This is a genomic window from Acinetobacter sp. MYb10 (assembly GCF_002980175.2).
Classification (GTDB): Bacteria; Pseudomonadota; Gammaproteobacteria; order Pseudomonadales; family Moraxellaceae; genus Acinetobacter; species Acinetobacter guillouiae.
On the sequence record NZ_CP058272.1, the window covers coordinates 4540021 to 4562312 of the forward strand.

General features: G+C 35.9%; 26 protein-coding genes and 2 pseudogenes. 14 read left to right on the plus strand and 14 right to left on the minus strand.

Annotation, left to right across the window (positions count from 1 at the left end; all coding sequences use genetic code 11):
• Window positions 1-15: 15 nt before the first annotated feature.
• The 4 genes from eat to CQZ96_RS21085 all read left to right on the plus strand — a co-directional run bounded on the left by eat (window position 16) and on the right by CQZ96_RS21085 (window position 5006).
• Window positions 16-1446, plus strand: coding sequence for an ethanolamine permease (gene eat, locus CQZ96_RS21070; RefSeq protein ID WP_105714103.1), 1431 nt, complete (start codon window positions 16-18; stop codon window positions 1444-1446).
• Window positions 1447-1448: 2 nt separating this feature from the next.
• Window positions 1449-2831, plus strand: coding sequence for an ethanolamine ammonia-lyase subunit EutB (locus CQZ96_RS21075; RefSeq protein ID WP_105714104.1), 1383 nt, complete (start codon window positions 1449-1451; stop codon window positions 2829-2831).
• 15 nt (window positions 2832-2846) lie between these two features.
• Entirely contained in the window at window positions 2847-3662 is an 816-nt protein-coding gene (eutC, locus tag CQZ96_RS21080) for an ethanolamine ammonia-lyase subunit EutC (RefSeq protein WP_105714105.1), read from the plus strand.
• Window positions 3663-4136: 474 nt separating this feature from the next.
• A complete protein-coding gene (locus CQZ96_RS21085; protein WP_105714106.1) occupies window positions 4137-5006 on the plus strand; it encodes a metal-dependent hydrolase in 870 nt (289 codons plus the stop codon).
• Window positions 5007-5175: 169 nt separating this feature from the next.
• Here CQZ96_RS21085 and CQZ96_RS21090 read toward each other — a convergent pair whose 3' ends face one another.
• The 7 genes from CQZ96_RS21090 to CQZ96_RS21120 form a co-directional block, all read right to left on the minus strand.
• Window positions 5176-5922, minus strand: a complete 747-nt coding sequence (locus tag CQZ96_RS21090; protein WP_105714107.1) for a hypothetical protein — start codon at window positions 5920-5922, stop codon at window positions 5176-5178.
• Between the two features lie 116 nt (window positions 5923-6038).
• Window positions 6039-6398: a cupin domain-containing protein gene (locus CQZ96_RS21095; protein WP_105714108.1), complete on the minus strand. Its 360-nt coding sequence runs from the start codon at window positions 6396-6398 to the stop codon at window positions 6039-6041.
• A gap of 76 nt (window positions 6399-6474) precedes the next feature.
• Complete coding sequence (gene folE, locus CQZ96_RS21100) at window positions 6475-7023, minus strand: GTP cyclohydrolase I FolE (protein WP_171064926.1); 549 nt, start codon at window positions 7021-7023, stop codon at window positions 6475-6477.
• Between the two features lie 126 nt (window positions 7024-7149).
• Window positions 7150-7851: a Smr/MutS family protein gene (locus CQZ96_RS21105; protein WP_034611770.1), complete on the minus strand. Its 702-nt coding sequence runs from the start codon at window positions 7849-7851 to the stop codon at window positions 7150-7152.
• 192 nt (window positions 7852-8043) lie between these two features.
• Entirely contained in the window at window positions 8044-8850 is an 807-nt protein-coding gene (trpC, locus tag CQZ96_RS21110) for an indole-3-glycerol phosphate synthase TrpC (protein ID WP_004724604.1), read from the minus strand.
• An 18-nt stretch (window positions 8851-8868) separates the two neighbouring features.
• Complete coding sequence (trpD, locus tag CQZ96_RS21115; RefSeq protein WP_004724601.1) at window positions 8869-9915, minus strand: anthranilate phosphoribosyltransferase; 1047 nt, start codon at window positions 9913-9915, stop codon at window positions 8869-8871.
• A gap of 18 nt (window positions 9916-9933) precedes the next feature.
• Window positions 9934-10518, minus strand: coding sequence for an anthranilate synthase component II (locus tag CQZ96_RS21120; protein WP_105714109.1), 585 nt, complete (start codon window positions 10516-10518; stop codon window positions 9934-9936).
• A gap of 312 nt (window positions 10519-10830) precedes the next feature.
• Here CQZ96_RS21120 and CQZ96_RS21125 point away from each other — a divergent pair, with 312 nt between their 5' ends.
• The 3 genes from CQZ96_RS21125 to CQZ96_RS21135 all read left to right on the plus strand — a co-directional run bounded on the left by CQZ96_RS21125 (window position 10831) and on the right by CQZ96_RS21135 (window position 12465).
• Window positions 10831-11145 carry a hypothetical protein gene (locus tag CQZ96_RS21125; RefSeq protein WP_004724597.1) on the plus strand — a complete coding sequence of 105 codons (315 nt, stop codon included), beginning with the start codon at window positions 10831-10833 and terminating at the stop codon, window positions 11143-11145.
• 97 nt (window positions 11146-11242) lie between these two features.
• On the plus strand, window positions 11243-11884 hold the full coding sequence (locus tag CQZ96_RS21130) for a TonB family protein (RefSeq protein WP_105714110.1): 642 nt from the start codon (window positions 11243-11245) through the stop codon (window positions 11882-11884).
• 107 nt (window positions 11885-11991) lie between these two features.
• The gene (locus CQZ96_RS21135) at window positions 11992-12465 is read left to right on the plus strand and encodes an ecotin family protein (RefSeq protein WP_105714111.1); all 474 of its coding nucleotides are present in this window, start codon (window positions 11992-11994) and stop codon (window positions 12463-12465) included.
• Between the two features lie 58 nt (window positions 12466-12523).
• Here CQZ96_RS21135 and CQZ96_RS21140 read toward each other — a convergent pair whose 3' ends face one another.
• Entirely contained in the window at window positions 12524-12991 is a 468-nt protein-coding gene (locus CQZ96_RS21140) for a hypothetical protein (RefSeq protein ID WP_004724592.1), read from the minus strand.
• 285 nt (window positions 12992-13276) lie between these two features.
• Between CQZ96_RS21140 and CQZ96_RS21145 the strand changes: the two genes are divergently transcribed.
• The 4 genes and pseudogenes from CQZ96_RS21145 (at window position 13277) to CQZ96_RS21160 (ending at window position 15324) form a co-directional block, all read left to right on the plus strand.
• On the plus strand, window positions 13277-13795 hold the full coding sequence (locus CQZ96_RS21145; RefSeq protein WP_004724590.1) for a tetratricopeptide repeat protein: 519 nt from the start codon (window positions 13277-13279) through the stop codon (window positions 13793-13795).
• Window positions 13796-13903: 108 nt separating this feature from the next.
• On the plus strand, window positions 13904-14185 hold the full coding sequence (locus CQZ96_RS21150; protein ID WP_105714112.1) for a hypothetical protein: 282 nt from the start codon (window positions 13904-13906) through the stop codon (window positions 14183-14185).
• Window positions 14186-14269: 84 nt separating this feature from the next.
• Window positions 14270-14539, plus strand: coding sequence for a holin (locus CQZ96_RS21155; protein ID WP_056517692.1), 270 nt, complete (start codon window positions 14270-14272; stop codon window positions 14537-14539).
• A pseudogene (locus CQZ96_RS21160) lies at window positions 14536-15324 on the plus strand (TIGR02594 family protein). Before CQZ96_RS21155 ends, CQZ96_RS21160 begins: the two are co-directional and overlap by 4 nt.
• Before the next feature lie 74 nt (window positions 15325-15398).
• Here CQZ96_RS21160 and CQZ96_RS21165 read toward each other — a convergent pair.
• Together CQZ96_RS21165 and CQZ96_RS21170 are read right to left on the minus strand one after the other, a co-directional pair.
• On the minus strand, window positions 15399-15782 hold the full coding sequence (locus tag CQZ96_RS21165; protein ID WP_004724583.1) for a lipoprotein: 384 nt from the start codon (window positions 15780-15782) through the stop codon (window positions 15399-15401).
• 440 nt (window positions 15783-16222) lie between these two features.
• Complete coding sequence (locus tag CQZ96_RS21170; RefSeq protein WP_228722751.1) at window positions 16223-17320, minus strand: TonB family protein; 1098 nt, start codon at window positions 17318-17320, stop codon at window positions 16223-16225.
• 817 nt (window positions 17321-18137) lie between these two features.
• Here CQZ96_RS21170 and CQZ96_RS21175 point away from each other — a divergent pair.
• Window positions 18138-18485 carry an EF-hand domain-containing protein gene (locus CQZ96_RS21175; protein ID WP_105714114.1) on the plus strand — a complete coding sequence of 116 codons (348 nt, stop codon included), beginning with the start codon at window positions 18138-18140 and terminating at the stop codon, window positions 18483-18485.
• Between the two features lie 29 nt (window positions 18486-18514).
• On the opposite strand, the pseudogene CQZ96_RS21180 reads toward CQZ96_RS21175, so the two are convergent.
• The 3 genes and pseudogenes from CQZ96_RS21180 to CQZ96_RS21190 all read right to left on the minus strand — a co-directional run.
• Window positions 18515-18763: pseudogene (locus tag CQZ96_RS21180) on the minus strand (SOS response-associated peptidase); the annotation flags it as partial.
• Window positions 18764-18848: 85 nt separating this feature from the next.
• A complete protein-coding gene (locus CQZ96_RS21185) occupies window positions 18849-19202 on the minus strand; it encodes a hypothetical protein (protein WP_228722752.1) in 354 nt (117 codons plus the stop codon).
• A 7-nt stretch (window positions 19203-19209) separates the two neighbouring features.
• Window positions 19210-19653 carry a tyrosine-type recombinase/integrase gene (locus CQZ96_RS21190; RefSeq protein WP_105714115.1) on the minus strand — a complete coding sequence of 148 codons (444 nt, stop codon included), beginning with the start codon at window positions 19651-19653 and terminating at the stop codon, window positions 19210-19212.
• Window positions 19654-19936: 283 nt separating this feature from the next.
• On the opposite strand from CQZ96_RS21190, the gene CQZ96_RS21195 reads away from it, so the two are divergent.
• Complete coding sequence (locus CQZ96_RS21195; RefSeq protein WP_105714116.1) at window positions 19937-20314, plus strand: hypothetical protein; 378 nt, start codon at window positions 19937-19939, stop codon at window positions 20312-20314.
• 56 nt (window positions 20315-20370) lie between these two features.
• Here the strand turns inward: CQZ96_RS21195 and CQZ96_RS21200 are convergent, their stop codons facing one another.
• Entirely contained in the window at window positions 20371-20811 is a 441-nt protein-coding gene (locus CQZ96_RS21200; RefSeq protein WP_105714117.1) for a hypothetical protein, read from the minus strand.
• A 1325-nt stretch (window positions 20812-22136) separates the two neighbouring features.
• On the opposite strand from CQZ96_RS21200, the gene CQZ96_RS21770 reads away from it, so the two are divergent.
• Window positions 22137-22247, plus strand: coding sequence for a hypothetical protein (locus CQZ96_RS21770; protein ID WP_228722029.1), 111 nt, complete (start codon window positions 22137-22139; stop codon window positions 22245-22247).
• The last annotated feature ends 45 nt before the right edge of the window (window positions 22248-22292 follow it).

Consider the following 22292-nt stretch of genomic DNA (forward strand, 5'->3'; position numbering starts at 1 on the left):
TAAAAAGGAACGATGATGGACGCTCGAAATGAACAATCAACTATCGTAAAAACAGAAGATTCCAAAGAATATTTTGCTCAACGAGAATTAAAAAAAGGTGCTGTTGGCTGGTTACTCTTGGTCGGTTTAGGGATTGCCTATGTGATTTCAGGTGACTTTGCTGGATGGAACTTTGGTATCGCACAAGGTGGTTGGGGCGGTATGTTTGTCGCAGTGATTTTTGCTGCGATTATGTATTTATGTATATGCCTTTCGATGTCAGAAATGTCGACCATGCTTCCTACAGCAGGTGGTGGATACAGTTTTGCTCGTATGGCCTTTGGACCATTTGGCGGTTACTTAACAGGAACAGCGATTCTGATCGAATACGCCATCGCTCCAGCAGCAATCGCGACCTTTATTGGTGCATATTGTGAATCCTTGTTTGGAGTGGGTGGATGGTTAATTTATTTAATCTGTTATTTGGTTTTTATGGGGATTCATTTAAAAGGCGCAGGTGAAGCACTTAAAATCATGTTTGTGATTACTGCAATCGCAGTGGTTGCAGTGGTGGTATTCCTTGTCGCGATGATTCCTCACTTTAACAGTGCCAATCTATTCGATATTGCAGTTGACTCATCTAAAGCCGGTGCGAGTAGCTTTTTACCCCAAGGTTATATAGGAATCTGGGCAGCAGTACCGTATGCAATCTGGTTTTTCCTTGCTGTAGAAGGTGTTCCTTTAGCTGCTGAAGAGGCTAAGGATCCGGCTCAATCATTACCACGCGGTTTGATTGGTGCAATGCTGATCTTGGCTGCTTTTGCTATCTTGATTTTAATATTGAGTGCAGGTGCAGCAGGTGCAAGTGTCCTTAAAGATTCAGGTGCACCTTTGGTGGATGCGCTGGTTAAAGTATATGGGCACGGCATGTTGGCGAACTTTGTAAACTTTGTTGGCTTAGCTGGTTTAATCGCGAGTTTCTTCTCGATTATCTATGCCTATTCGCGGCAAATTTTTGCACTTTCTCGTGCGGGTTATTTACCTACGTCTTTATCATTGACCAACAAAAATAAATCGCCATATTTAGCCGTGATTATTCCGGGGATTATTGGCTTTTTATTGTCATTGACCAAACAGGGTGATTTACTGATTTTGATTGCGGTATTTGGTGCGACGATTTCTTATGTTTTAATGATGATGGCGCATATCAAATTACGTATTTCACAACCTGATGTATATCGTCCATATCGAACACCTGGTGGTATTTTTACTTCCAGTATTGCGTTGATCTTATCAATTGTCGCCGTGGTTGCGGGTTTCCTTGTCGATCCTAAAGTCTGGTTTATCGCTTTGGGTATCTATGTGGTCTTCATTGTCTATTTTCTTGTTTATAGTCGTCATCATCTGATTTCAGGCACACCAGAAGAAGAATTTGCCAGCATTAAGGCAGCAGAACAGGAATTATAATTATGAGTTATCGTTATAGCGTTGCTCAGCAACAATATATTTTCCAAGATTTAAAAACCTTAATGGCTAAGGCTACTCCATTACGTTCTGGTGATGAGTTGGCAGGTGTTGCTGCCAGTAATGCAACGGAACGTGTGGCAGCACAGATGGCTTTGGCAGAAGTCCCGTTAAAAACTTTTTTAAATGAGACGGTTATCGACTATGACAAAGACGATATTACGCGTTTAATTATTGATGAGCATCGTGCTGATTTGTTTGCGCCAATTGCGCACTTTACTGTGGGTGATTTTCGCAATTGGTTGTTGAGTGAAGATGCAACTTCTGAAAAATTGGCCAATTTAGCCATGGGTTTAACGCCAGAGATGGTTGCTGCTGTGAGTAAAATTATGCGTAATCAGGATTTAATTTTGGTTGCAAGTAAATGTGAAGTGGTGACGCAATTTCGCAATACGATTGGTTTAAAAGGTCATTTATCAACCCGCTTACAACCAAATCATCCAACCGATGATGTATTGGGTATTTCGGCCAGCCTATTGGATGGCTTGATGTATGGTAATGGTGATGCTGTGATAGGAATTAATCCTGCCACAGACAACTTACATAATTTGTCAGAGTTATTGAAGTTACTCGACCATATTATTCAAGAATATGAAATTCCTACGCAATCTTGTGTGTTAACCCATATCAGTTCTGGGATTCAACTTGCAGAACGTAATATTCCAATTGATTTAATGTTCCAATCCATTGCGGGTACGCAATTGGCCAATGAAGGCTTTGGTGTTACCTTGGATTTACTTCAGGAAGGTTATGAGGCGACTTTAGCACTCAACCGAGGAACAATCGGTAAAAATGTCATGTATTTTGAGACTGGACAGGGCAGTGCCTTATCCAGTAATGCGCATCATGGTGTGGACCAGCAAACTATTGAAGCACGAGCTTATGCCGTGGCACGTAAATACAATCCATTATTGGTCAATACTGTGGTTGGGTTTATCGGTCCAGAGTATTTGTATGACGGGAAGCAGATTATTCGTGCAGGGTTGGAAGATCACTTCTGTGGCAAATTACTCGGTGTACCTATGGGTTGTGATATTTGTTATACCAACCATGCTGATGCAGATCAAAATGACATGGATGTGTTACTCACGCTATTTGGTGCTGCGGGAATTAACTTTATCATGGGAATTCCAGGTTCGGATGATGTGATGTTGAATTATCAAACCACATCATTCCATGATGCTTTATATTTACGCCAGTTAATGGGATTAAAACCTGCCCCTGAGTTCTCGGCTTGGTTAGATCAGCAAGGAATTTTGCACCAAGAACAACGGCAAATTCATTGGCCAAGCAGTATGCCAAAAAACTTTGCTAAATTATTATCATAAAAAGGAGAGTAAACCATGAAACTCTCAAAACTTGAAACTTTTCCAAATGGCTTTCATGAAAATCCTTGGCATAAGTTAAAACAATATACTGATGCTCGTATTGCGATGGGAAGAGTAGGATGTAGCATTCCAACTCAAGAACTGCTTAAGTTTCAACTCTCTCATGCACAGGCCAAAGATGCTGTTTTTCACCAATTAGATACTGAAAATATGCAAGCTCGGCTTAGAGATTTAAAATTTGAAAGTCTCATTGTGGAAAGTAAAGCAACCGACAAAGAAGTATATTTAAAACGTCCCGATTTGGGCCGTGAGTTATCGGAACAGGCTCAAACTCAGCTCACGACTTATGTGCAACAGCACCCACAGCAATATGATGTATGTATCGTGGTTGGTGATGGCTTATCAGCACGAGCAATAGAAGAGAATGCCATTGCCTATATCAATTCCTTACGTGAACATATTGATGCTGAAGGCTGGAAACTGGCGCCGATTGTGCTTGCAACTGGGAGTCGTGTGGCATTAGGCGATGAAGTTGCACAAAGTTTTAATGCACCCTTATTGATTATGTTGATAGGCGAACGGCCTGGTCTAAGCTCACCTGACAGTATGGGGGTGTATTACACTTGGAAAGCGCGAAAAGGCAGTATGGATTCAAGCCGAAACTGTATTTCCAATGTACGACCTGCAGGGCTGAGTATTCAAATTGCCACACAACGTTTGATGGCATTGATGCGTAATTCATTTAAATTACAACTTTCAGGGGTCGATTTAAAAGATGACCACGTTGTTCCATTACAAAGCGATGAGCATCCTAAAAAATTATTATTCTAACGGCTAAATTTTTATATCTTGAACAAAGCAGTGCCTTGATGTTTAAGGCATTGCTTTTTGAATACATGAGTATTTGTTCAAGCTTAAGCGTTGTATAAACCTTTAAATTTAGAAAAAATAAATCAAAAAACTAAGTGTATTTCTCTGAAATATCCTACATTTAATTTCTGTTATGACTCGGCGTTTTTTATTGAATACGCTTGATGCGTCATTTCAGCAAAGTCTATTTTTGAACTGAAAAAGACATTTTGACGATCCACTTTTTGCACAATTTAGATCATGCTGTTGATGGTATCGCAAGCATATATCGACATGCTTCGAGAAACTAATTCGATCGAACTATCAGAAAAAAGGGATGCAATGACATGTAAATGAGTCGAAATGACCTATGGAATTAAACCCAGTTAAGTAAAATTCTAATAAGCGCACCAGCTAAATTAAAAAAATGATAATCAGCCAGAGGTAGGATCAACCATGGGCATTTTAAAAAAATTTATTAAATCGAGTGTGTATCATGAGCCATTACCTATTCGCCGTGATGTCAGATTTAATTTACCCGCAGAGCGAATCGCAGATTGGCATACCACCGCAGGTCCAATTTTTACCGCATTGCTAAATACATTTTCTATTGTCTTGCCTATTGGCGAACGCTTCTTTATTGATGCGGTAAGGGCACATCGTGATTTAGTCCAAGACCCAGAATTACAAAAAGCGGTGACGGCTTTTATTGGTCAAGAAGCGATGCATGGACGTGAGCATGAAGAATATAACCAAGCCTTATTTGCACGCTCACCGATTGCACCAAAATTTGAAGCATTGGTTTTAGAGATTTTTGGTCTGCTTAAACAGCACTTACCTGCATATTTTTGGCTCAGTGGAACAATTGCATTAGAACATTTTACTGCTTTATTGGCAGATTCTGTATTACGGACACCTGAGTTATTTGAAGGTGCTGAAGAACATTATGCCAATATCTGGCGTTGGCATGCTTTTGAAGAAACAGAACATAAAGCTGTGGCTTTTGATGTATGGAATACCGCAATGGGGCATGGTCCTTATGCCTATGCTGTTCGTAGTTTTGGATTGGTGGTCGCAACGATTGTGTTCTGGGGCTTAGTGATTCCTGTATTCTTGACCATTGTTAAAGGAGAAGGGAAGTTAAGTGATTTATCTAGCTGGAAAAAGACCTATCATTATACCTTTGGTGGCATAGGCGTATTGAGAAAGCAATTGGGAAATTATATCGATTATTTCCGTCCAAACTTCCATCCGTGGGACCATGAGAATCGTCAATACATGCAACAAATGGAACAATTGATTTATCAATTGGCTGAAAAAAAATAATCAAATATCATATTTAAAGGATTGTCTGTGTGTTTGTGATATATCGCACAGCACATGATTTTGAACAGCTTATCGAGTAGATCATCATGGTGATTTACTCGACTAGCTTTAAATCTGTATGAATTAGAAAAACTTGAGAAAAATGATTCAACTCAATCATTGATACAAACTATTTAAATAATGTGCCTGCTTGAGAAAGGATCTTTTTGCCTTTTTGAGTGACTTCTAATGTGACATCTGCTGTTTCATTTGAACCTAAAACATTACGATAAACCACATATTGATATGTACCACTGTTAAAAATGTAGTGGTGATCGCCGCCTGAACCATCCATTTCAACACGACCTTGATTTAAAATCAGATCAGGTTTTGCAGCTTGGGACTGTTTTGTTCCCCAAGATGCATAACGGTATTTACCATTGGGCATGGCATCTATACGCACTTGAAATTTGGCGGTTTTAAACTGTAATTCAGGTGTTTTAAAATTTTTAACTGATGAATGTAATTGATTTTTCTGTTGTGAAATCAGTTGTGCTTTATATTTTTGTTCAGCATCACTACTGTAGTTGATGGCTTTAATTTTATGACCATCTAACCATATTGTGCCACCATTGAGCATCACACCACGCCAACCCATACTTTCCCATTGTGATGGTTTTGAGTTGGCGATCTCTTGAATAAGTTGAGTATCAAACACTTGGTTAAAGCGTTGTTTCATCTGGGTTGCATTGGCAATACTTGGGATGGGTTCTTCACGATGTAAGGGATAGGTAATGTTGTTTGAAATCAAGGTGATATTTTTATTTTTAAATAATTTAATGACACTTTGCACATCTTTTAATTCGTTGGCATTTAGATTGTCGGCAAAGGCGCTAGTGGCAGTTAACGCTGAAATCAAGATCAGTAAATTTTTCATTTAAAATATGGTATAAGGCTGAGATAATTTAAATCATATAGTTTTAAGTGGACAATAAGCGAATGTTTTACAAATATAAGCTATAGGAAAGCAAAAAAATCACAAGTTTTACTGATTCAAACTTCAACCACAACAAAATATTTTTTAACTGCTTCAATCACTTCAAATGTACCGATAAATGAAGGTGGGATAATTCCTGCTTCACCAGCTTTAATTTCTACAAATGATGATGTGTTTTTATCATGCAAACGTACAGTACCTTCAATTAGCTGAAAAAATTCCTGTTTATTGTCTGCAAATTGAATATCCCATGCACCGACCTCGCATTGCCAAATACCACAATTCATATTGGGATGTTCATACAAACTTTGCGTGAGTCGTTTGGGATTTCCTTTAACCAATCGCTCTGCACGAGGATAATCGATAGTGGTTTCACTGTGCGTTAAACCATGACCTGCCAACCAAATTAAAGACATTGTAAAACCCTATCGTAAAATAAAGCCTCAATAAAATGAGGCTTTGCTATTTATATTGCTTTTTGAATGATTAGTCTTAATGCGCTTCAGGCACGGCAGATAAAAACTCACGACGTGCTTCTTTATCTGTTTTAAAATCACCGACAAATGACACGGTACGTGTGGTCGATTCTTGTTTGCTGACACCACGCATCATCATACACATGTGAGCTGAATCAATCACCACCGCAACACCACGTGCTTGAGTAACTTCAGCCACTGCATCTGCAATTTGCTTGGTCAACTGTTCTTGAATCTGTAAACGGCGCGCAAACATTTCTGTGATACGGGCAAATTTAGACAGTCCTAAAACATTGCCAGAAGGGAGATAGGCAATATGTACACGACCATGAAAAGGCAATAAATGATGCTCACATAACGAATAAAATTCGATATTCTTTACCAAGACCATTTCATCATTATCAGAAGGGAAGACCGCATTATTGGTCACTTCTTCCAGCGTTTTGCTATAGCCAGACGTCAAGTACGAAAAAGCTTTAGCCGCACGCATAGGCGTATCTTTCAGACCAGGACGGTCTAAGTCCTCGCCAACGGCAGTTAAAATATTCGCGTAGGATTGCTGCATAGACATAAAACGTGTTCACTTATACGGTTTGAACAAGGACGGCATTGTATCAGAAAAATGAATAATATTTTCTAATTACAAGATAAACCGACACTTAAGAGAGTTTTGATCATTTAAAACAAACGATCATGGATTTCCATTTGATTTTGGATTTCTTTCAGCACGTTTCAGTAAAACCAAAACTGCGCCTGTGCCACCTTGTTTTTCAGGAGCACTGACAAAAGCTAAAACATCACGATGTTGACGAAGCCAGCCATTCACATAAGTTTTGAGTATGGCTTCTGGACCTTTGCCATGGACAATTTTAATGACATTTTGGTTTTCATCTTTTGCCATTTGAATGATTTGCAATACAGCAGAGCGTGCTTCTTCAACAGTACAACCATGTAAATCAACAGCTTCAAACCAGCGTAGATTACCAGCTTTTAAGTCTTCAAAAACTTTATGTTGTAGTGTTGCGATGCGATAGCTTAAAGCCGCCTGACTTGCAACAGGATTTAAAATTGCTTGAGTATCTGACAATTCTGCATCATTAATTTCAAATGCACCTTCAGCCGCCGCGCGTTTGGCAAGGGTTTTTGCATCTGGTTTTTTGCGCAAATCACTACGCTCGATTTTGGCAATATTGCCGTTATCGAGTTTGGTTACACCGCCGAGTGCGGTTTTAAACAAATCAGCATCATCTAACTCTTCAGGTGCTGTTACTTGTGCATTCTTACTTTCAGGTTGCACTGCAACTTTTGAAGAATGCGGAGGAGTGATTTGTTTTTTGAATTGTTTTAATAAATCAAGCTGTGATTTAGAGAATGTGGAATCAGATTTACTCATAATTGCAAAAAACAGTAAATGGACGGTATTAGGCGCTCAGTATAGTCTGAATCTTGTCAAATTTGAACTGAATTGAATTCACACCGTTATATCTGCGTTGATCGTGACTTGAATGTTGGGAATTTAAAAATTTATAGGATGAGTGGGAGAAATATGAAAACAGGGTGAGCGAACTCACCCTTTGACTTTTAATTACACTGTTTCAGGCAGACCAAACAACGCATTAAATGCATGATCAGGGCGTGGTTGCTTCATAAAGCTTTCACCCACAAGGAATGAATGAATATCATGCTCTTGCATCATGCGCACATCATCTGGCGTTGCAATACCACTTTCAGTGATCAGTAAACGTGATGGTGGAAGTAACTTCTTCAAACGCAATGAGGTATTTAAATCGACATCAAAGGTTTTTAAATTACGGTTATTCACACCCAGTAAACAACGCTCTGAAAGTTGCAATGCTCGTTCCAGTTCAGCTTCATCATGAACTTCAACCAAAACATCAAGGTTCTGCTCAAATGCGGTCTTTGACATTTCTTCAAGTTGTTGATCTGACAAACAAGCCACAATCAATAAAATACAGTCGGCATGTAAAGCACGTGCTTCGATAACGCCGTAAGGATTAATCAAAAAATCTTTACGTAGTGCAGGTAATTCACAGTGACTACGGGCGATCTGAATATTTTCATCAGCGCCTTGAAAGAAATCTAAATCTGTTAAAACAGATAAGCAGGCTGCACCGGCTTGCTGGTATTGTTGAGCAATTTCAGCAGGGTTAAAGTTTTCACGAATCACCCCTTTTGATGGCGAGGCTTTTTTAATTTCAGCAATTACACCTGGGCGTTTGCTGTATAAAGATTTTGCAAACCCACGCACAGGCGTTGCAGCTTGGGCAAGCGCTTCAACATCGTTTAAACTACGTTGTTTTAAACGTTGAGCAAATTCTTCGTATTTACGATCAACAATTTTACCCAACATTGTATTGGCAATATCCACCATGATAACGTCCTCTAATCCTTAAGCTTCATACTCTTTGAGTGTTTTGGTAAATTCAGACAAAATGCCCATTTTTTCTAAAGCTTGCCCACCATAGATAATATCATGTGCTAAAGCGACACCTTGTTTATAACTCTTGGTCAGACCTGAAACATAGATACCAGCACCTGCATTTAATGCCAGCATACTGGCTGCTTTTTCACCTTTTGCTGATTTCTTCTTACCGAGTGCATCTTTGATTAATGCTAGGCTCTCAGCAGCACTATCAACAGAAAGACCAGTTAAGGTTTGAGATTCAATATCTACATCTTCTGGTTGAATCATCCATTCCGTGATTTCACCATTTTTTAATTCAGCAACATAAGTTGAGGAAGCCAAACTGATTTCATCTAAGCCATCTTTAGAATGAACCACCATGACATGTTCAGCCCCCAGTTGTTTTAAAACTTCGGCCAATGGTCGACACAATTCTGTAGAAAATACACCAATCACATAGCGACGTACCCCAGCCGGATTCGTAAGCGGGCCAAGGAGATTGAAAATACTACGGAAGCCCAATTCTTTACGAGGACCAGCCGCATATTTCATTGCTTTGTGATGATTTGGGGCAAATAAGAAGCCAACCCCCATTTCACGGATGCATCGTTCTGTCTGGTGCATATTTAAATCAAGGTTAATCCCAGCCTGTTCTAAAAGATCAGACGAGCCTGATTTAGAAGAAACACCACGATTTCCATGTTTTGCAATAGTTGCACCTGCTGCCGCAATAACAAATGAAGAGGCAGTAGAGACGTTAAATAGGTTTTGTCCATCACCACCAGTGCCAACAATATCAATTAAATGCGGGATATCACCCACATCAATTTTAATTGCAAACTCACGCATTACACGTGCGGCAGCGGTGATTTCGTCAATACTTTCACCTTTTAAACGAAGTCCCATCATAAATGCACCAATTTGGGCATCTGTGGCTTCACCACGCATGATGGTACGCATCACTTCTTCCATTTGAGGTTGAGTGAGTTCGATATTTTTAGTGATGTTATTTAAAGCTTGTTGAATATTCATTATCTTGTACTACGCATATTAAGCATAAATTTCTAAAAAGTTTTTAAAGATCTGATGACCATGTTGACTCAGAATGGATTCTGGATGGAACTGCACGCCTTCAATTGGCAATGTCTTATGTTTGACACCCATAATTTCTTCGATAGAACCATCTGGTTCATTGGTCCAGCAAGTAACTTCCAGACATTCAGGCACACTGGCTTGATCAATCACGAGTGAATGATAACGTGTTGCTGAAAATGGAGAAGGTAAGTTGCTGAAGATCCCTTGGTCACTATGATACATGTCGGATAAACGACCATGCATCACCGTTTTGGCGCGAACAATTTCACCGCCAAAAGCCTGACCAATTGCTTGGTGACCTAGGCATACACCGAGTGTTGGAATTTTTCCTGCAAAATGCTGAATTGCAGGGATAGAGATTCCTGCTTCAGAGGGTGAGCAAGGACCAGGACCAATCACTAAGTACTTTGGTTGCCATCGTTCGATATCCTCTAAGGTCACGGCATCATTGCGAACAACTTTAACGTCTTGGTTTAACTCGCCAAAATATTGGACAATGTTATACGTAAAGCTATCGTAATTATCGATCATTAGAAGCATATCAAACTTAACCTTTTGAAATATATTGCTTAATGTGTAGACTGGTTGTGAAGTTACTCACAATGTTACTCACTTTGCTAAGTGTCTATTTAAACAACAGCTTTTACAAAAAGCCGCTATCTAAGCGGCTACTTTAGCAGATTTTTTACATTTTGTGGCTACAGCTTCATTCACATCACTATTTAACCAGAAACTAAGCACATCCTCCTTTTGATGAGGGAGGTGATTCTGTTATTTATTCGATCTCAAAGCGAAGGTTCCTTTTTGAATTAATTATTAGTATCTTGTTTTAAAATAAAACGTGAATTTATTATGAAAAAAACATTTTTATTCTTATTTTTACTTTCAAGCACAACTGTATATGCATATGAACAGGACGCTTGTCAGGTTATGAAAAATATGGCATCTATGTTAATGACCGAATACCAACAAGGTTTCGATATAGAAAATTATCTACAAGCTACAAGTGGGAAGTTATCGGAAAACCAATCTTTACTACTCATTGATATGATTTCTAATGCAAAACAATATCAAATATACGCTACTGATTTTGCTAAAGAGCAAGCTATTGAGAATTATGCAAATGAGTGGCGAGAAGATTGTGAAAGAAATATTGAACCTGAATGAGTTAATCTAAAGTTATTAAACCAACTGAGGGTGGTTTTTTACACCCCAAAAGTCAAATTTATAGATTTATAAAAACACTAGTTTAAGCGAACTTTATATGAAAATTTTAAATATAGTTTTAATTGCACTTACGTTTTATCTAGGATCAAACGTTCAAGCTCAAGAAGGGCAAAAAATTACAAATAATACAATGTTAGTCAAGTGGATGAGAGCACCAAAAGTCTCGTTTAAAAATGAATTATTAGAAGGCTATGACAGGAATGTCGTAATCTCATTTAAAACTGATGCGAGTGGCAAGGTTGAACACGCTGAGGTGTTTAAAAGTAGTGGACTGGAAGAATTAGATCATAAAGTATTAAGGGCTGTTCAAATATCTAAATTACGAGTTTGGAATGAACGGGAAGAGAAAACCAATTACCCAGCTCGTGCAAAGCAGCCTTTTCAATTTAATGTTTCAAGAGAAGTGAGATATAAAAGTGAACCAATGATTTTTGTAAAAAAATCAGATTTAAAGGGTGAAGATAGATCAATAACGATCTATGCAGAAGCTGATGATAATGGGAAATTAACTAAAGCCGAGATTACTGAAAGTAGCGGATTAACTAAATTGGATAATTATGTATTAAACGAATTTCGAGAAAAAGCAAGTTTTCTCCCATTAAGTATTAATGGCAAACCATATCCACTTAGAAAGACAAAAAAATTTACTTTTTCTTTAGTTTCAGCTAATGAAGGATAGTTTATTTCTTTTCTATAAATTTTTAGTAAAACCAAACCTCTCTCGGGAGGTTTCTTTTTAACCCTATTATTAGTATCTTGGTCTAAATTTATAATTTAGGGTGGGGTATGAAAAAAGTTCTTATTTTATGTTTGTTCTCTATCTCGGTCAGCGCTTATGCTAATAAGAGTGCTAATGATTCAAACGTATATCCAGAAGTTAAAAAAGATCAAAATAGAAATGTAATTTTATTAGATCCTAAGGAAAATGAAGAAGACTATAGAGTCTTAATCACTGCTTCTGTGGAGGGTATGCAAGATTGTAATACCAAAAGTCGATCTGCAAAGTATACTAAAAAATTAGTTGAGGGCATGCAATATCCTTATTATGAAGTTGGTAAACTAGGTAACATAATTACGACTTTAATGGGTTGTTCTGAGATGCCTAAAATGGGTGAGATTCCTATTAACTTAAACGGTAATACTATACTTAATTACAATAGTAAACTTCCGATAGTTGTCTATGCGTCTAATGGTATTAAAATTAGCTCCAAGATTTTTAAGTTGGAAGAGATAAAGAAATCTAAGATACTTAATGATTAGGTATTGATTGCGTTATTACCTCCCAAGGGAGGTTTTTTATTTCTTCAATGCAAATTTTTTACATCATATAAAAATGTTCATTTAGCCATTCTTTTGCAGCATCTTCTGAAGAGAAATTTTTAACTATTGTATCGTTTGAATCAATAAATATAATTTCTAGATGGCTAAAGTCTTCATTGTTATTGTAGATGGTATTTATATGTGAAATCTTTTCATAATCTGAATGACTATAGCAATTTGAGGTGAGTTCAATTGCATCAATGGTTGATAGTTTTGAGTTTTCATAAAAACCTCCAGTGTTTTTGAAATCGGGCATTAATGATAAAAATTTTTCTATCCAATCACAACAATCATACCAAGAGTCAAAGTTCTTTAAGTTTTCAAATTTTTCAGTTGAAATAGGTTCTCTTAAGGTTGTAAAAATGATTTGTGCAAACAGACGAGAATATTTTATATCAGTAAAATCCACAATGTTGTGAGCACATAAGTAATGTCCTTGATAATCTTCCACAAATATTTTTTTCATAAGTTTGGTGTACTGGATGGTTAATGATTTATTTTTTTAGCTTATGAGTTCAATATCCAATCCTCTAGATTGAAAAATACTGAAGCTGGGTATACAAAATGATTCCAATTAGCTGACATAGTGATAAAAATGTTTTGATTAATATTTAACAAATTAGTTAATACACAATTTGTCATATATTTATATTATCATGGATCAAAATTTTATAGACAAACCTGACTTATATTAGGGTGAAAATTGAATAATTTCAAACAAATATTTATTATTTTAGGACTCATTTTTTCCATGGAAACATTAGCTAATCCGACATTTTCAAATGAATTATTATCTAAAGCCAAAAGTGGCGATGCTGTTGCCCAATTGGAGTTAGCCGATGTATATATTCATGGTTATGGTATTGATGAGGATGAAACTCAAGCTGAATTATGGGCTACAAAGTCTGCTGAAAATGGTAATGCTAAAGCGATGTATTGGCTTGGTGATGGATATGCAACTTATGCTGGGTTGGTTGAAGATATGGATCCAGCTGATGCTGATGAACATTACAAAAAAGCATTTACTTGGTTTTCAAAAGGCTTAGATCAAAATCATTCTGAATCTATGGTTGGCTTAGCGAATTTATACAGTCGAGGTGATGGCATCAATAAAGATTCTCAAAAAGCATTAGAAATCCGCAAGAAAGCTGCTTCACTAGGAAATAAAGAAGCAATGAGAGATATTGCATTTATGTACGAACATGGCTTAGGGGTCGAAGAAAATAAAGAAACTGCAAAGTTGTGGCAAGACAAAGCAAGCGATAAATAAATTAATAAAACCAAGATAGAATGTTTAGTGAAAAGGAATCACCATCGAGAGGTTTCTTTTTTGTATAAAAATTAGTATCTTGGATTAAATCTATATCTTGGATAAGATATGAAAAAACTTATAATTTATCTCTTTACAGCATTTTTACTAATTTCTAGTATATCTAGCTTATTCTATGGTCTTGATTTATTTGAAACTTACCATTCAAAGGGTAAGGAAACGCCAGATAAAATATATTCTGTTTCATTAAATAATCATGGCTCGGTTCATTATGTATCTAAAGAACAGAATAATAGAATTAATTCCTTTTTTTATATTGCAGTGATCAGTTTTATATTTTCAGCTGGTGGGCTTGCTTGGATTCAAAAAAATAAAGTTGGAGGTATCTAACGTGAAAGACTTAAATCGCAAAATCGAATGTTAATCAAACCCACTCAACAGAGTGGGTTTTTTATTGGACCCAATTTATGAGCAATGAAAAATTTACTATTCATTCTTGCAATGGGGGCATGTATTGGATTTGCCAAACTACTTGTCTCTGGTGGAAAACTTACATGGCGTTTAGCTATTGGCCGAACAACTTTAGGAGCAGCAACATCAACGATAGCGGGAGCAATTGTTTTACAGGTTCCTGATATAAACCCTCTTACTTTGATCGCAATAGCATCAACATTAGGTATTTTAGGAAGTACGTTTATTGAGTCTTGGCTTAAACGCCAAGCAAACACGTGGAGTATTAAATGAAATTAATCGATAATTGGAAACAGTCATACAAGCTTAAATCACTACAGATCGGCGCAATAAGCGCCATTTTTTTGTTTTGAGTTTATTCTCTGAGCACTTTTGACTCTATGGAATATTATTCCTCAAGAGTTCAAAAACTCAATTCCCGAATAATGGAAAGAATATGTTGGCGCTTTTGTTGATGTAGCTTTGATTATAGCTCGTTTGAAAAAGCAGCCAGAATTGCGTGAGCCTCAGTTAAATTTAACCACCGTCAATACACTGATCTCAACACTGGTATCAAATACAAATGATTTAGCTTGGATGGTCGAAGCCAAAAAACATTTAGGTTTAAAAGAAAATACAAGCAAAACAGCTCATAACCCAACAATCCTAAAATGGCTTCAATCCTTGGGTTCATGGTGGCAAGAAGATGAAACACCTTGGTGCGGTACATTTTTGGCGTGGTGTCTAAAATCTACTGGTGTGGCATATCCAAAACATTGGTACTGCGCACTTGATTATGTGAACTATGGATTTAAACTATCAAAACCAGCCTATGGCTGTGTAGCAATCAAAACTCGAAGCGGTGGTGGCCATGTTTGCTTTGTTGCAGGTCGGGATAGTAAGACAGGTAGTTGGTCTGTATTGGTGGAAATCAATCAAATATGGTTTGTTATGCGCTTTATAATGAATCTGACTTTCAGGAATTTCGATGGTATGGGAAAACAAGTAAACCTGCTGAGTTTCGTTATGATTTGCCTGTTTTAAAAGGTGTATCTGCAACTGGAGTAACGGAAGTATAAAGTGAAATGCCCTCAATTGAGGGCTTCAATTTAATAAGGATTAACCAAGAGAAGTAGCATTAAGTAAATTAATTTCATAAAGTAGGTTTAGGAAGAGGAGTCTTTGGAATTAATTTTGAAGGTGAAGCTGACCCGAGTCCACAAGCCTTATTACCAGAATGTCCCCATTTTGTTACTTTCCCCCTTTCAATTAAAAATTTTGCTTCACAATAACTATCTTTTCTAGAATTATATACATCATAAGATATAATTTTTGAACCATTTGAAAGGGTATAGTTACCATTTGGTACACCCCATTGACTAATAAGTTCTTGCTCAGAAAGTCCTACTTTTTTATTCATTCTATCACTTATTTCCTCCCATCGTTTACTACCAAGTTGTTCGCCATTCGGTAATACATAGTTACTACATCCTGATAAAACTACGATTAATGAAGTGATAAAACATATTTTTTTCATAATTAGCTCTCATTTTTGTATCTAAATTCTTTTGATTGTTAATAATACAACAGTAGTAATTAAAAGTTAAAATTAATTGCTGTACTTCTATTTACTATTACGAACAGCCTTAGAGAGGGCAAGGTATTCTGTGTAGTTAAGTGTAGGGGCTAAAAAACCAGTTTTAAATTCTACATGCCATGCTTTGTATTTGTAACCTATAGGCTTCCATAGTGATGAGGTATTAGACCAATATTCACCATCTCCCAAACTAACCAACCAAAAGTGGGTTAGTGTGATTAACAGGTACTCACAATCTAAGTATCAGATGTATATCTTATATTCATAGCTACACTAAAAGTGTAGTTATAAGGGGTTGCATGATCGTCAGATCCTTAGTAATTTCAGTTGTGGTGATTTCCACCATACATGGTTCTCAGAATCTGAGTACCACCTTCAATTTAATCAAATTGAATTGGCAGTCTTAATCTGGCAACAACTGCCTTGCCATTTACTTTCGGAATATCAAACTGCCAACGTTTAACCGCTGTAAGCGCCAACCAACTAAATTCATCATTATTCCCAGATACAATTTTAGGTAAAATCACCATACCATCCTGATCTAAATAAAATTCTAACATTACTTTTGATTTTTGTGATTTATCATAACCTATAGGCATTTCAGGGTGTGGTGCATATAATGGTTTAGGTACCGAATCTAAATCTTTCAACTCATAGATTTTTGTTTTTCCACGCTCTAAATCAGCCAATATTTGAGTTGTTGAGTGGCTATTTGATGTATCTCTATTAAACTGATTAAAATTCTGTTCTTTTGTGATCACTGACCAACTATGTTTACCATCTTTTTTTGCAGGATAAAATTTCCATGACTGTAAAGAAGCCTTCGCAGCTAAGCCAAATGATGGCTCACTGGCTGAAAGCACATTGGCTTGACGCACATTTCCATCAGGATCTATAACTACATACACCTTAGCTTTACCAGTAGTTTTCGATTTAAGTAGCTCATAGGGATAAACTAAAGGGGCTGCTATACGAATCTGCGGTGCGACATCATACTGTAAATCTGCTGGAAGGTTTTTTGATGCAGCAGGGATTCTAAAAGGATCAGCACCATTACTTAAACCTGCTGACACAGAAAATTCAATGGGTATTTTCACAAAGCCGCTTTGTGGCTTACCATTAATTTTTTCCGGTTCAAACAGTGCCCCCATGACAGCTTGAACAGCGGCACGTTCTAAATCGGGGTGTGGTGAATCCAGTACCTCAACTTCACTAACTCTGCCTGTTTCAGTAATTAATACTTTAAGCAGCACTTTACCCCTATTACCGAAATCGCTAAGATTTTTAGGGTAGGTGATTTTTGGTCTTTTTATGTACTTTATAGGGGTATTATTAGTGGATAAGGTTTGTATTACCCCAACATCTGGCAATGACTCTGTACTAGTAGTATTTGGTATTACTTCAGCCCAACCTTCTATCGTCAACAGCAATAGTCCCAATAAATAAATTCTTTTTATTACCATCTTGATATCATCCATTTTTCTTTGAAAGTTAAACTTAAAATTATTAATGCATTTAATCTCATTGGATCAATAAAATTCACAGGATTATTCCCCAAATAGAAGTTTTATGCATTTTCAAATTAATTTCATTTTACTACATCCATGGTCAATTTGATAAAAAAAACGGGTCAGTTGCATAAAAATATCTAAGTAGCAAGCTCAACACTTGCTACTAGATCATTTAAGTTTCTAAAGAGTGATTCAGACAGTACAATGATCAACGATTATTGTTTAAATATGGTTACTTTTAAATTCCATCAAATAAAACATTTAATCAAATCTAAAATAAAATGCAACAAAAACGCAACTTCTTGTTATAAGTATTTGATATTTATATTTAATAAAGGATGTTGATGCGCCTTTTTTTTGATATATTAGCCTTCATAAAATAAGCAATTTTATATATCGTTAAAATCCTAATACAGAAATATACGATACGCAAAAGCATATAGAATTATAAAGAAGCAGTTGATGTTTTAAGAATGATAATTAAGTAATTACTATGTACAATAAGTGGAGTGCTTTGAATGATGTGAAGAATAAGGCTTTTAAATAGGGCTTTATTTCTATGAATAATTTTGGAATAAAAAACCACCAAAAAAAAGACAGTATTAGTCAATACTTTAATGTAATAAAAAATAGTAGTTCACCACTGCTTTTGTTTTAAAATAAAGTCGCTATTGATGTTTTGCTATCTATTACATTGAATAACCCTAAATGGCTTTCTTTAAATGATTTTTTTTAAATCACTTTGTCTATATAATCAAAGCTAATTAAAGATGGGATAAAACAAATGAAAAAAATAATCTGTATTCTGATTCTTAGTTGTAACGCACTTTCAAGCTTCAGTCATGCCTGTGATCCGACTTCATTAGACTGGGAGAAATTTTATAAAATCTATGATTCAAATAAAAATGGTACTTTTGAACTTAATGAATTTTTAAAGGTTAAAGATTTTGAACCATATCCTTGGCCAGATGATAGACGGTTTCAAGGCAAAGATAAAAACATTAAATTATTTAAATATCTAGATGAAAATCAAGATGGAAAACTTGTAGAAGATGAATTTGTCAAAATTTACGGTTTATTACCTAATCCTTGTGCTAATTGGCCTGATAAAGCTTGGTGGAAATTTTGGTAAGTGATTCAAAATATATATCCTAAGGTGCGTCAGAATAAGACGTTTTGTTTTTCTTCATCACGCATTTCAAAGAAATATTCATGAGCGTTTTCTTTATCAACATTCAACCAATCTTTGCGGTATTCTTCTGGTATGACTATGATTGAGCGCTTTCCATCGTCAGACGCGTGAAATTGCTTCATGAAAGGGTGGTTGTCAGAATTGATCGTAAGCATTGAAAATGATCTGACTTTTGAATCTTTAATTACAGCATCATCGTAGATTGCAGTAACAGTAAACTGATCAACTTCGACATCAAGTTAGGCGAGGGCATCTCTGGTGGGAATTTCAAAGTTTGAACACATTTGCGTTCATTCTTAATTTTCATTTTATCTTCTCTACATTTGTTATTATTTTAATCGAATCCATATAAGTATGAACGTATGCATATTGAAAGCAAACCTTGTCTCCATTTTTAATTATTTCGTTATTTTTAATTTTATTATGAAGATCAAATTGTGGAAAAATATTAAATGCCTCAACTTTATTTTCATCATTTTTAAAAGCAAAGTAGTCTTCCTTAAATCGAGCATTTATGGTTTTTACACCTAAAAAAGTACCGCATATATTTATTTTACTCTCTGAATTTATCGTGGAATTGATTCTAGATCTTATAGAAAAACTGTTATATAACCAAAAAACAAGTATTCCAATAACAAGCAAAACAATAAATTTCATTTTAAATTTACCAACTATCAACGATATCAGACCAGTCTTGAATCATTTTTCTTCTCTCATCTAAATTTTGAGCATGGTTATATGTACAGCGGACAATGTTTTTATCAATATGGGCGAGTTGCATTTCAATCCATTCTGAACTGTAATTTTTTTCATGCAAAATCGTGGATGCTGTGGCGCGGAAGTCATGAGTAGTGCAATTTAGGCCCATTGTTTTTAATGCCTGGTCAATTGTGCTTTTGTTCATTACTTTAGACTTATTAAAAACCGAACAAAACACATATTCATCATTAGATTGGATTTTTTGGTTTTTAAGGATTTCAACCATTTGCTTACTCAATGGAACCAAGTGTTGACGGTTCATTTTAATATTTCGCTCACCGACAAGAAGTTGATCTCTAGATGCAGGTGGGATAACTATTAAATCTTTTTCAAAATCTACCCAATCCAATGCTAGGTCTAGTTAGATTGGCAACAAACTATCAATTTAGAAGTTGCATCATTGGGGCTTGAAAGTCAGGGTATATTGTGGCATATTTCTGTTATAGTGCGCGAAGTTATAGTAATTCACTAGATATTAAGCTCACTTTTTAGTGAGCTTTTTTGTTGGTCAAATCTTTTATGATTAACCAATATTTAGTCAATTTATTAGATGAATATTCACAAACTTTAAACTTAATTACTAACAATATTTATATTTTTTAATTTATTGAATCACATAAGAATAGATAGAGATGATTACAGATATATTTAGTAAAACTCTTGGCGGGTTAAGAAAAGATTATTTCATTAGAAATCTTATAATTGGTATTGTTGCTGCTGTACTAGCTTGGTTGATGATAGATACATTAGAGGCTAGAGCAACCACACCAAAACCATTCTGGAATTTAGTTATTATAAAAGGATTTTTTATATTTAATGGGCTGTTATACCCCTATGCAAAATATTTATATGATTATGTATGGGAGGTTATTACTGGAGATGCAGTTTACGTTTATTCTATCAATATCATTACAATATGGTTCAAGCTAATTGCAAGATTAATGTGCTTCTTTTTTGCATGGATATTAGCTCCAGTTGGACTACTTATTTTATATTTTAAGAATAGTTAATTTTTTAATTAAGCCACTTTTGAGAGTTTTTTAATACTTAAAGATTTTTAGTTTAGTTAATTAGCGAATACCCGAATCCTAGCAATCAGGCAGAATGCAACCCCTGAAATAAATCCGCAAAGTAGGGAGAAGATGATCCCGTAAAGGTCAGGCATTCGTTCGGGTCCACCATTCAACAGATAAATGTAGGCATAGAATGTAACTGGTGCAAGTAGAGTGCACCAAAGGCACAATCGTGCAGAAGATAAAGCGTTTATATTGCGAAGGAAGATAGCCATCGGTAAAACCAGTGTAAAGGTGATAGTGTATGTAAAGGGAAGCCCAAGCATAAGACAGAGAAAAAACATTGCAAAGGCGCCACCAAGATCTCCTTGGAAAAGCATAACTGTACCGTATGCCATTCCAATGACTAAAGGAACAACCAAAGGGGAGATAGACACCCCCTGTTTCAGGCTTCCTTCATGCTGAAGTTTAGAATTTTTATAATGCATATTCATCAATCGAATGCTTGTAAGATTAGCTTGTCAATTGTGTCACTTTAGCATTGCAAAAGGTTTTACAGAAGACTTTCAATTAGATCAATAAATTATTGAGATTTAGTAGCCGCCTCACAGTTGAGGCTTTTTTAATACTTAGAGGAAAGCTATGACAGACACAGTACAGGCTAGAAAAGACTTAGAGCTTTGCAGTGTTAAGTGATTGATTAAACCTAGGCAAGTCTTGATTTAATATCAAAGTTTGCTTTATAAACAGATTTACATATTTTGAGTTAGGGAGGCTATTGATTGGATGAAATATATATTTTTCTTAGCAATAATAGTGTCACTACTTATAATTATCTATAAACCTAGTATCCCCTTAGAGAATAAAGAGAGTAAAGAATTTCAGAGATTAGGGTCAGTACTAACGGAATGCCAGGGCATAGACCCACCCAAAGAGGTGGATAAGAAAAAGTATTACGATTATTGTAAATGCATTAAGAATCCTGTTGATGCACGTAACAAGGAAGAAAAAGAGAAGAGTTGTATTGAAGATTTAAGAAGCCCAAATTAGTCGGGATTTTCGTTTTATATTCAGAATTTTTATATAAAAATTACAAGTATAGAGTAAAAAGCATGCCCATTACACGACAATAAAGCTAACGGATATGAGGGGGGCGTTCGATCCGAATTTTTCGTCAGGATTAAATCAAATTATATTAATTTGGGCTTGAACAATAATTTTACTCATTTTATTTAATCTAAACTTCCTTTGGAAGGATTTTTAATTAATTGATTTAAATAAAGATTATGAAAAGTTTTAGCGAAAGTAGAATGTTAAATCTAGCCATACTTATTTGATTGCATAGTTTTAAGAATTAATCACCACCTTCGGGTGGTTTTTTATGTCTGTAAAAGAGTTGAGAATATCAAATGGCTTTAGGTTCTAATGATTTTCACTTAAAACTTTTAGACTAATACAACTGGCTTGTAATAGGGAATGAATGGTGCAATTTACCGACTATGGTAGCCTTAGGTGTTGGCTTAAGTATTTAAGGATTAGGTAAGCAGTACACTTATATACAAACCGTTCAGCGCAAATAAACATAGCCACAAAATTTTAACTAAGCAATGGCAGGCGTCCACCAAGTTGCACTAGCAACCAATTCCAATTTAACCACAGCTGTTTATTTATGCACATGCCTTAATGCAGTTGGCAAAGAAATGGAGGGATAACGCAAGAACAGGCGTTAGATCTTACAAAAACAGTAGCTCAAGCGATTTAAATTGATGACGGATCAGCCAAAACAGTAGATGGTGCGGTTATCCAATTTATTCAGGCAATGCAAGGTGATGTACTTCTTGGTGAAGAATTCAATAGCATCATGGCGGGGAGTTACAATCTAGCTGAAGCTTTAGCTAGAGGAATAAGTGTAACTTTGGAAATACTATAGAAACTTCGCCATATTGAGACGATTCAGTTTTAAAAATTACTAAGC

Coding starts and splice junctions, on each gene's coding strand:
- eat (WP_105714103.1), top strand. CDS start 16: ATGGACGCTCGAAATGAACAATCAACTATCGTAAAAACAGAAGATTCC.
- CQZ96_RS21075 (WP_105714104.1), top strand. CDS start 1,449: ATGAGTTATCGTTATAGCGTTGCTCAGCAACAATATATTTTCCAAGAT.
- eutC (WP_105714105.1), top strand. CDS start 2,847: ATGAAACTCTCAAAACTTGAAACTTTTCCAAATGGCTTTCATGAAAAT.
- CQZ96_RS21085 (WP_105714106.1), top strand. CDS start 4,137: ATGGGCATTTTAAAAAAATTTATTAAATCGAGTGTGTATCATGAGCCA.
- CQZ96_RS21090 (WP_105714107.1), bottom strand. CDS start 5,922: ATGAAAAATTTACTGATCTTGATTTCAGCGTTAACTGCCACTAGCGCC.
- CQZ96_RS21095 (WP_105714108.1), bottom strand. CDS start 6,398: ATGTCTTTAATTTGGTTGGCAGGTCATGGTTTAACGCACAGTGAAACC.
- folE (WP_171064926.1), bottom strand. CDS start 7,023: ATGCAGCAATCCTACGCGAATATTTTAACTGCCGTTGGCGAGGACTTA.
- CQZ96_RS21105 (WP_034611770.1), bottom strand. CDS start 7,851: ATGAGTAAATCTGATTCCACATTCTCTAAATCACAGCTTGATTTATTA.
- trpC (WP_004724604.1), bottom strand. CDS start 8,850: ATGGTGGATATTGCCAATACAATGTTGGGTAAAATTGTTGATCGTAAA.
- trpD (WP_004724601.1), bottom strand. CDS start 9,915: ATGAATATTCAACAAGCTTTAAATAACATCACTAAAAATATCGAACTC.
- CQZ96_RS21120 (WP_105714109.1), bottom strand. CDS start 10,518: ATGCTTCTAATGATCGATAATTACGATAGCTTTACGTATAACATTGTC.
- CQZ96_RS21125 (WP_004724597.1), top strand. CDS start 10,831: ATGAAAAAAACATTTTTATTCTTATTTTTACTTTCAAGCACAACTGTA.
- CQZ96_RS21130 (WP_105714110.1), top strand. CDS start 11,243: ATGAAAATTTTAAATATAGTTTTAATTGCACTTACGTTTTATCTAGGA.
- CQZ96_RS21135 (WP_105714111.1), top strand. CDS start 11,992: ATGAAAAAAGTTCTTATTTTATGTTTGTTCTCTATCTCGGTCAGCGCT.
- CQZ96_RS21140 (WP_004724592.1), bottom strand. CDS start 12,991: ATGAAAAAAATATTTGTGGAAGATTATCAAGGACATTACTTATGTGCT.
- CQZ96_RS21145 (WP_004724590.1), top strand. CDS start 13,277: ATGGAAACATTAGCTAATCCGACATTTTCAAATGAATTATTATCTAAA.
- CQZ96_RS21150 (WP_105714112.1), top strand. CDS start 13,904: ATGAAAAAACTTATAATTTATCTCTTTACAGCATTTTTACTAATTTCT.
- CQZ96_RS21155 (WP_056517692.1), top strand. CDS start 14,270: ATGAAAAATTTACTATTCATTCTTGCAATGGGGGCATGTATTGGATTT.
- CQZ96_RS21165 (WP_004724583.1), bottom strand. CDS start 15,782: ATGAAAAAAATATGTTTTATCACTTCATTAATCGTAGTTTTATCAGGA.
- CQZ96_RS21170 (WP_228722751.1), bottom strand. CDS start 17,320: ATGGATGATATCAAGATGGTAATAAAAAGAATTTATTTATTGGGACTA.
- CQZ96_RS21175 (WP_105714114.1), top strand. CDS start 18,138: ATGAAAAAAATAATCTGTATTCTGATTCTTAGTTGTAACGCACTTTCA.
- CQZ96_RS21185 (WP_228722752.1), bottom strand. CDS start 19,202: ATGAAATTTATTGTTTTGCTTGTTATTGGAATACTTGTTTTTTGGTTA.
- CQZ96_RS21195 (WP_105714116.1), top strand. CDS start 19,937: ATGATTACAGATATATTTAGTAAAACTCTTGGCGGGTTAAGAAAAGAT.
- CQZ96_RS21200 (WP_105714117.1), bottom strand. CDS start 20,811: ATGAATATGCATTATAAAAATTCTAAACTTCAGCATGAAGGAAGCCTG.
- CQZ96_RS21770 (WP_228722029.1), top strand. CDS start 22,137: ATGCAAGGTGATGTACTTCTTGGTGAAGAATTCAATAGCATCATGGCG.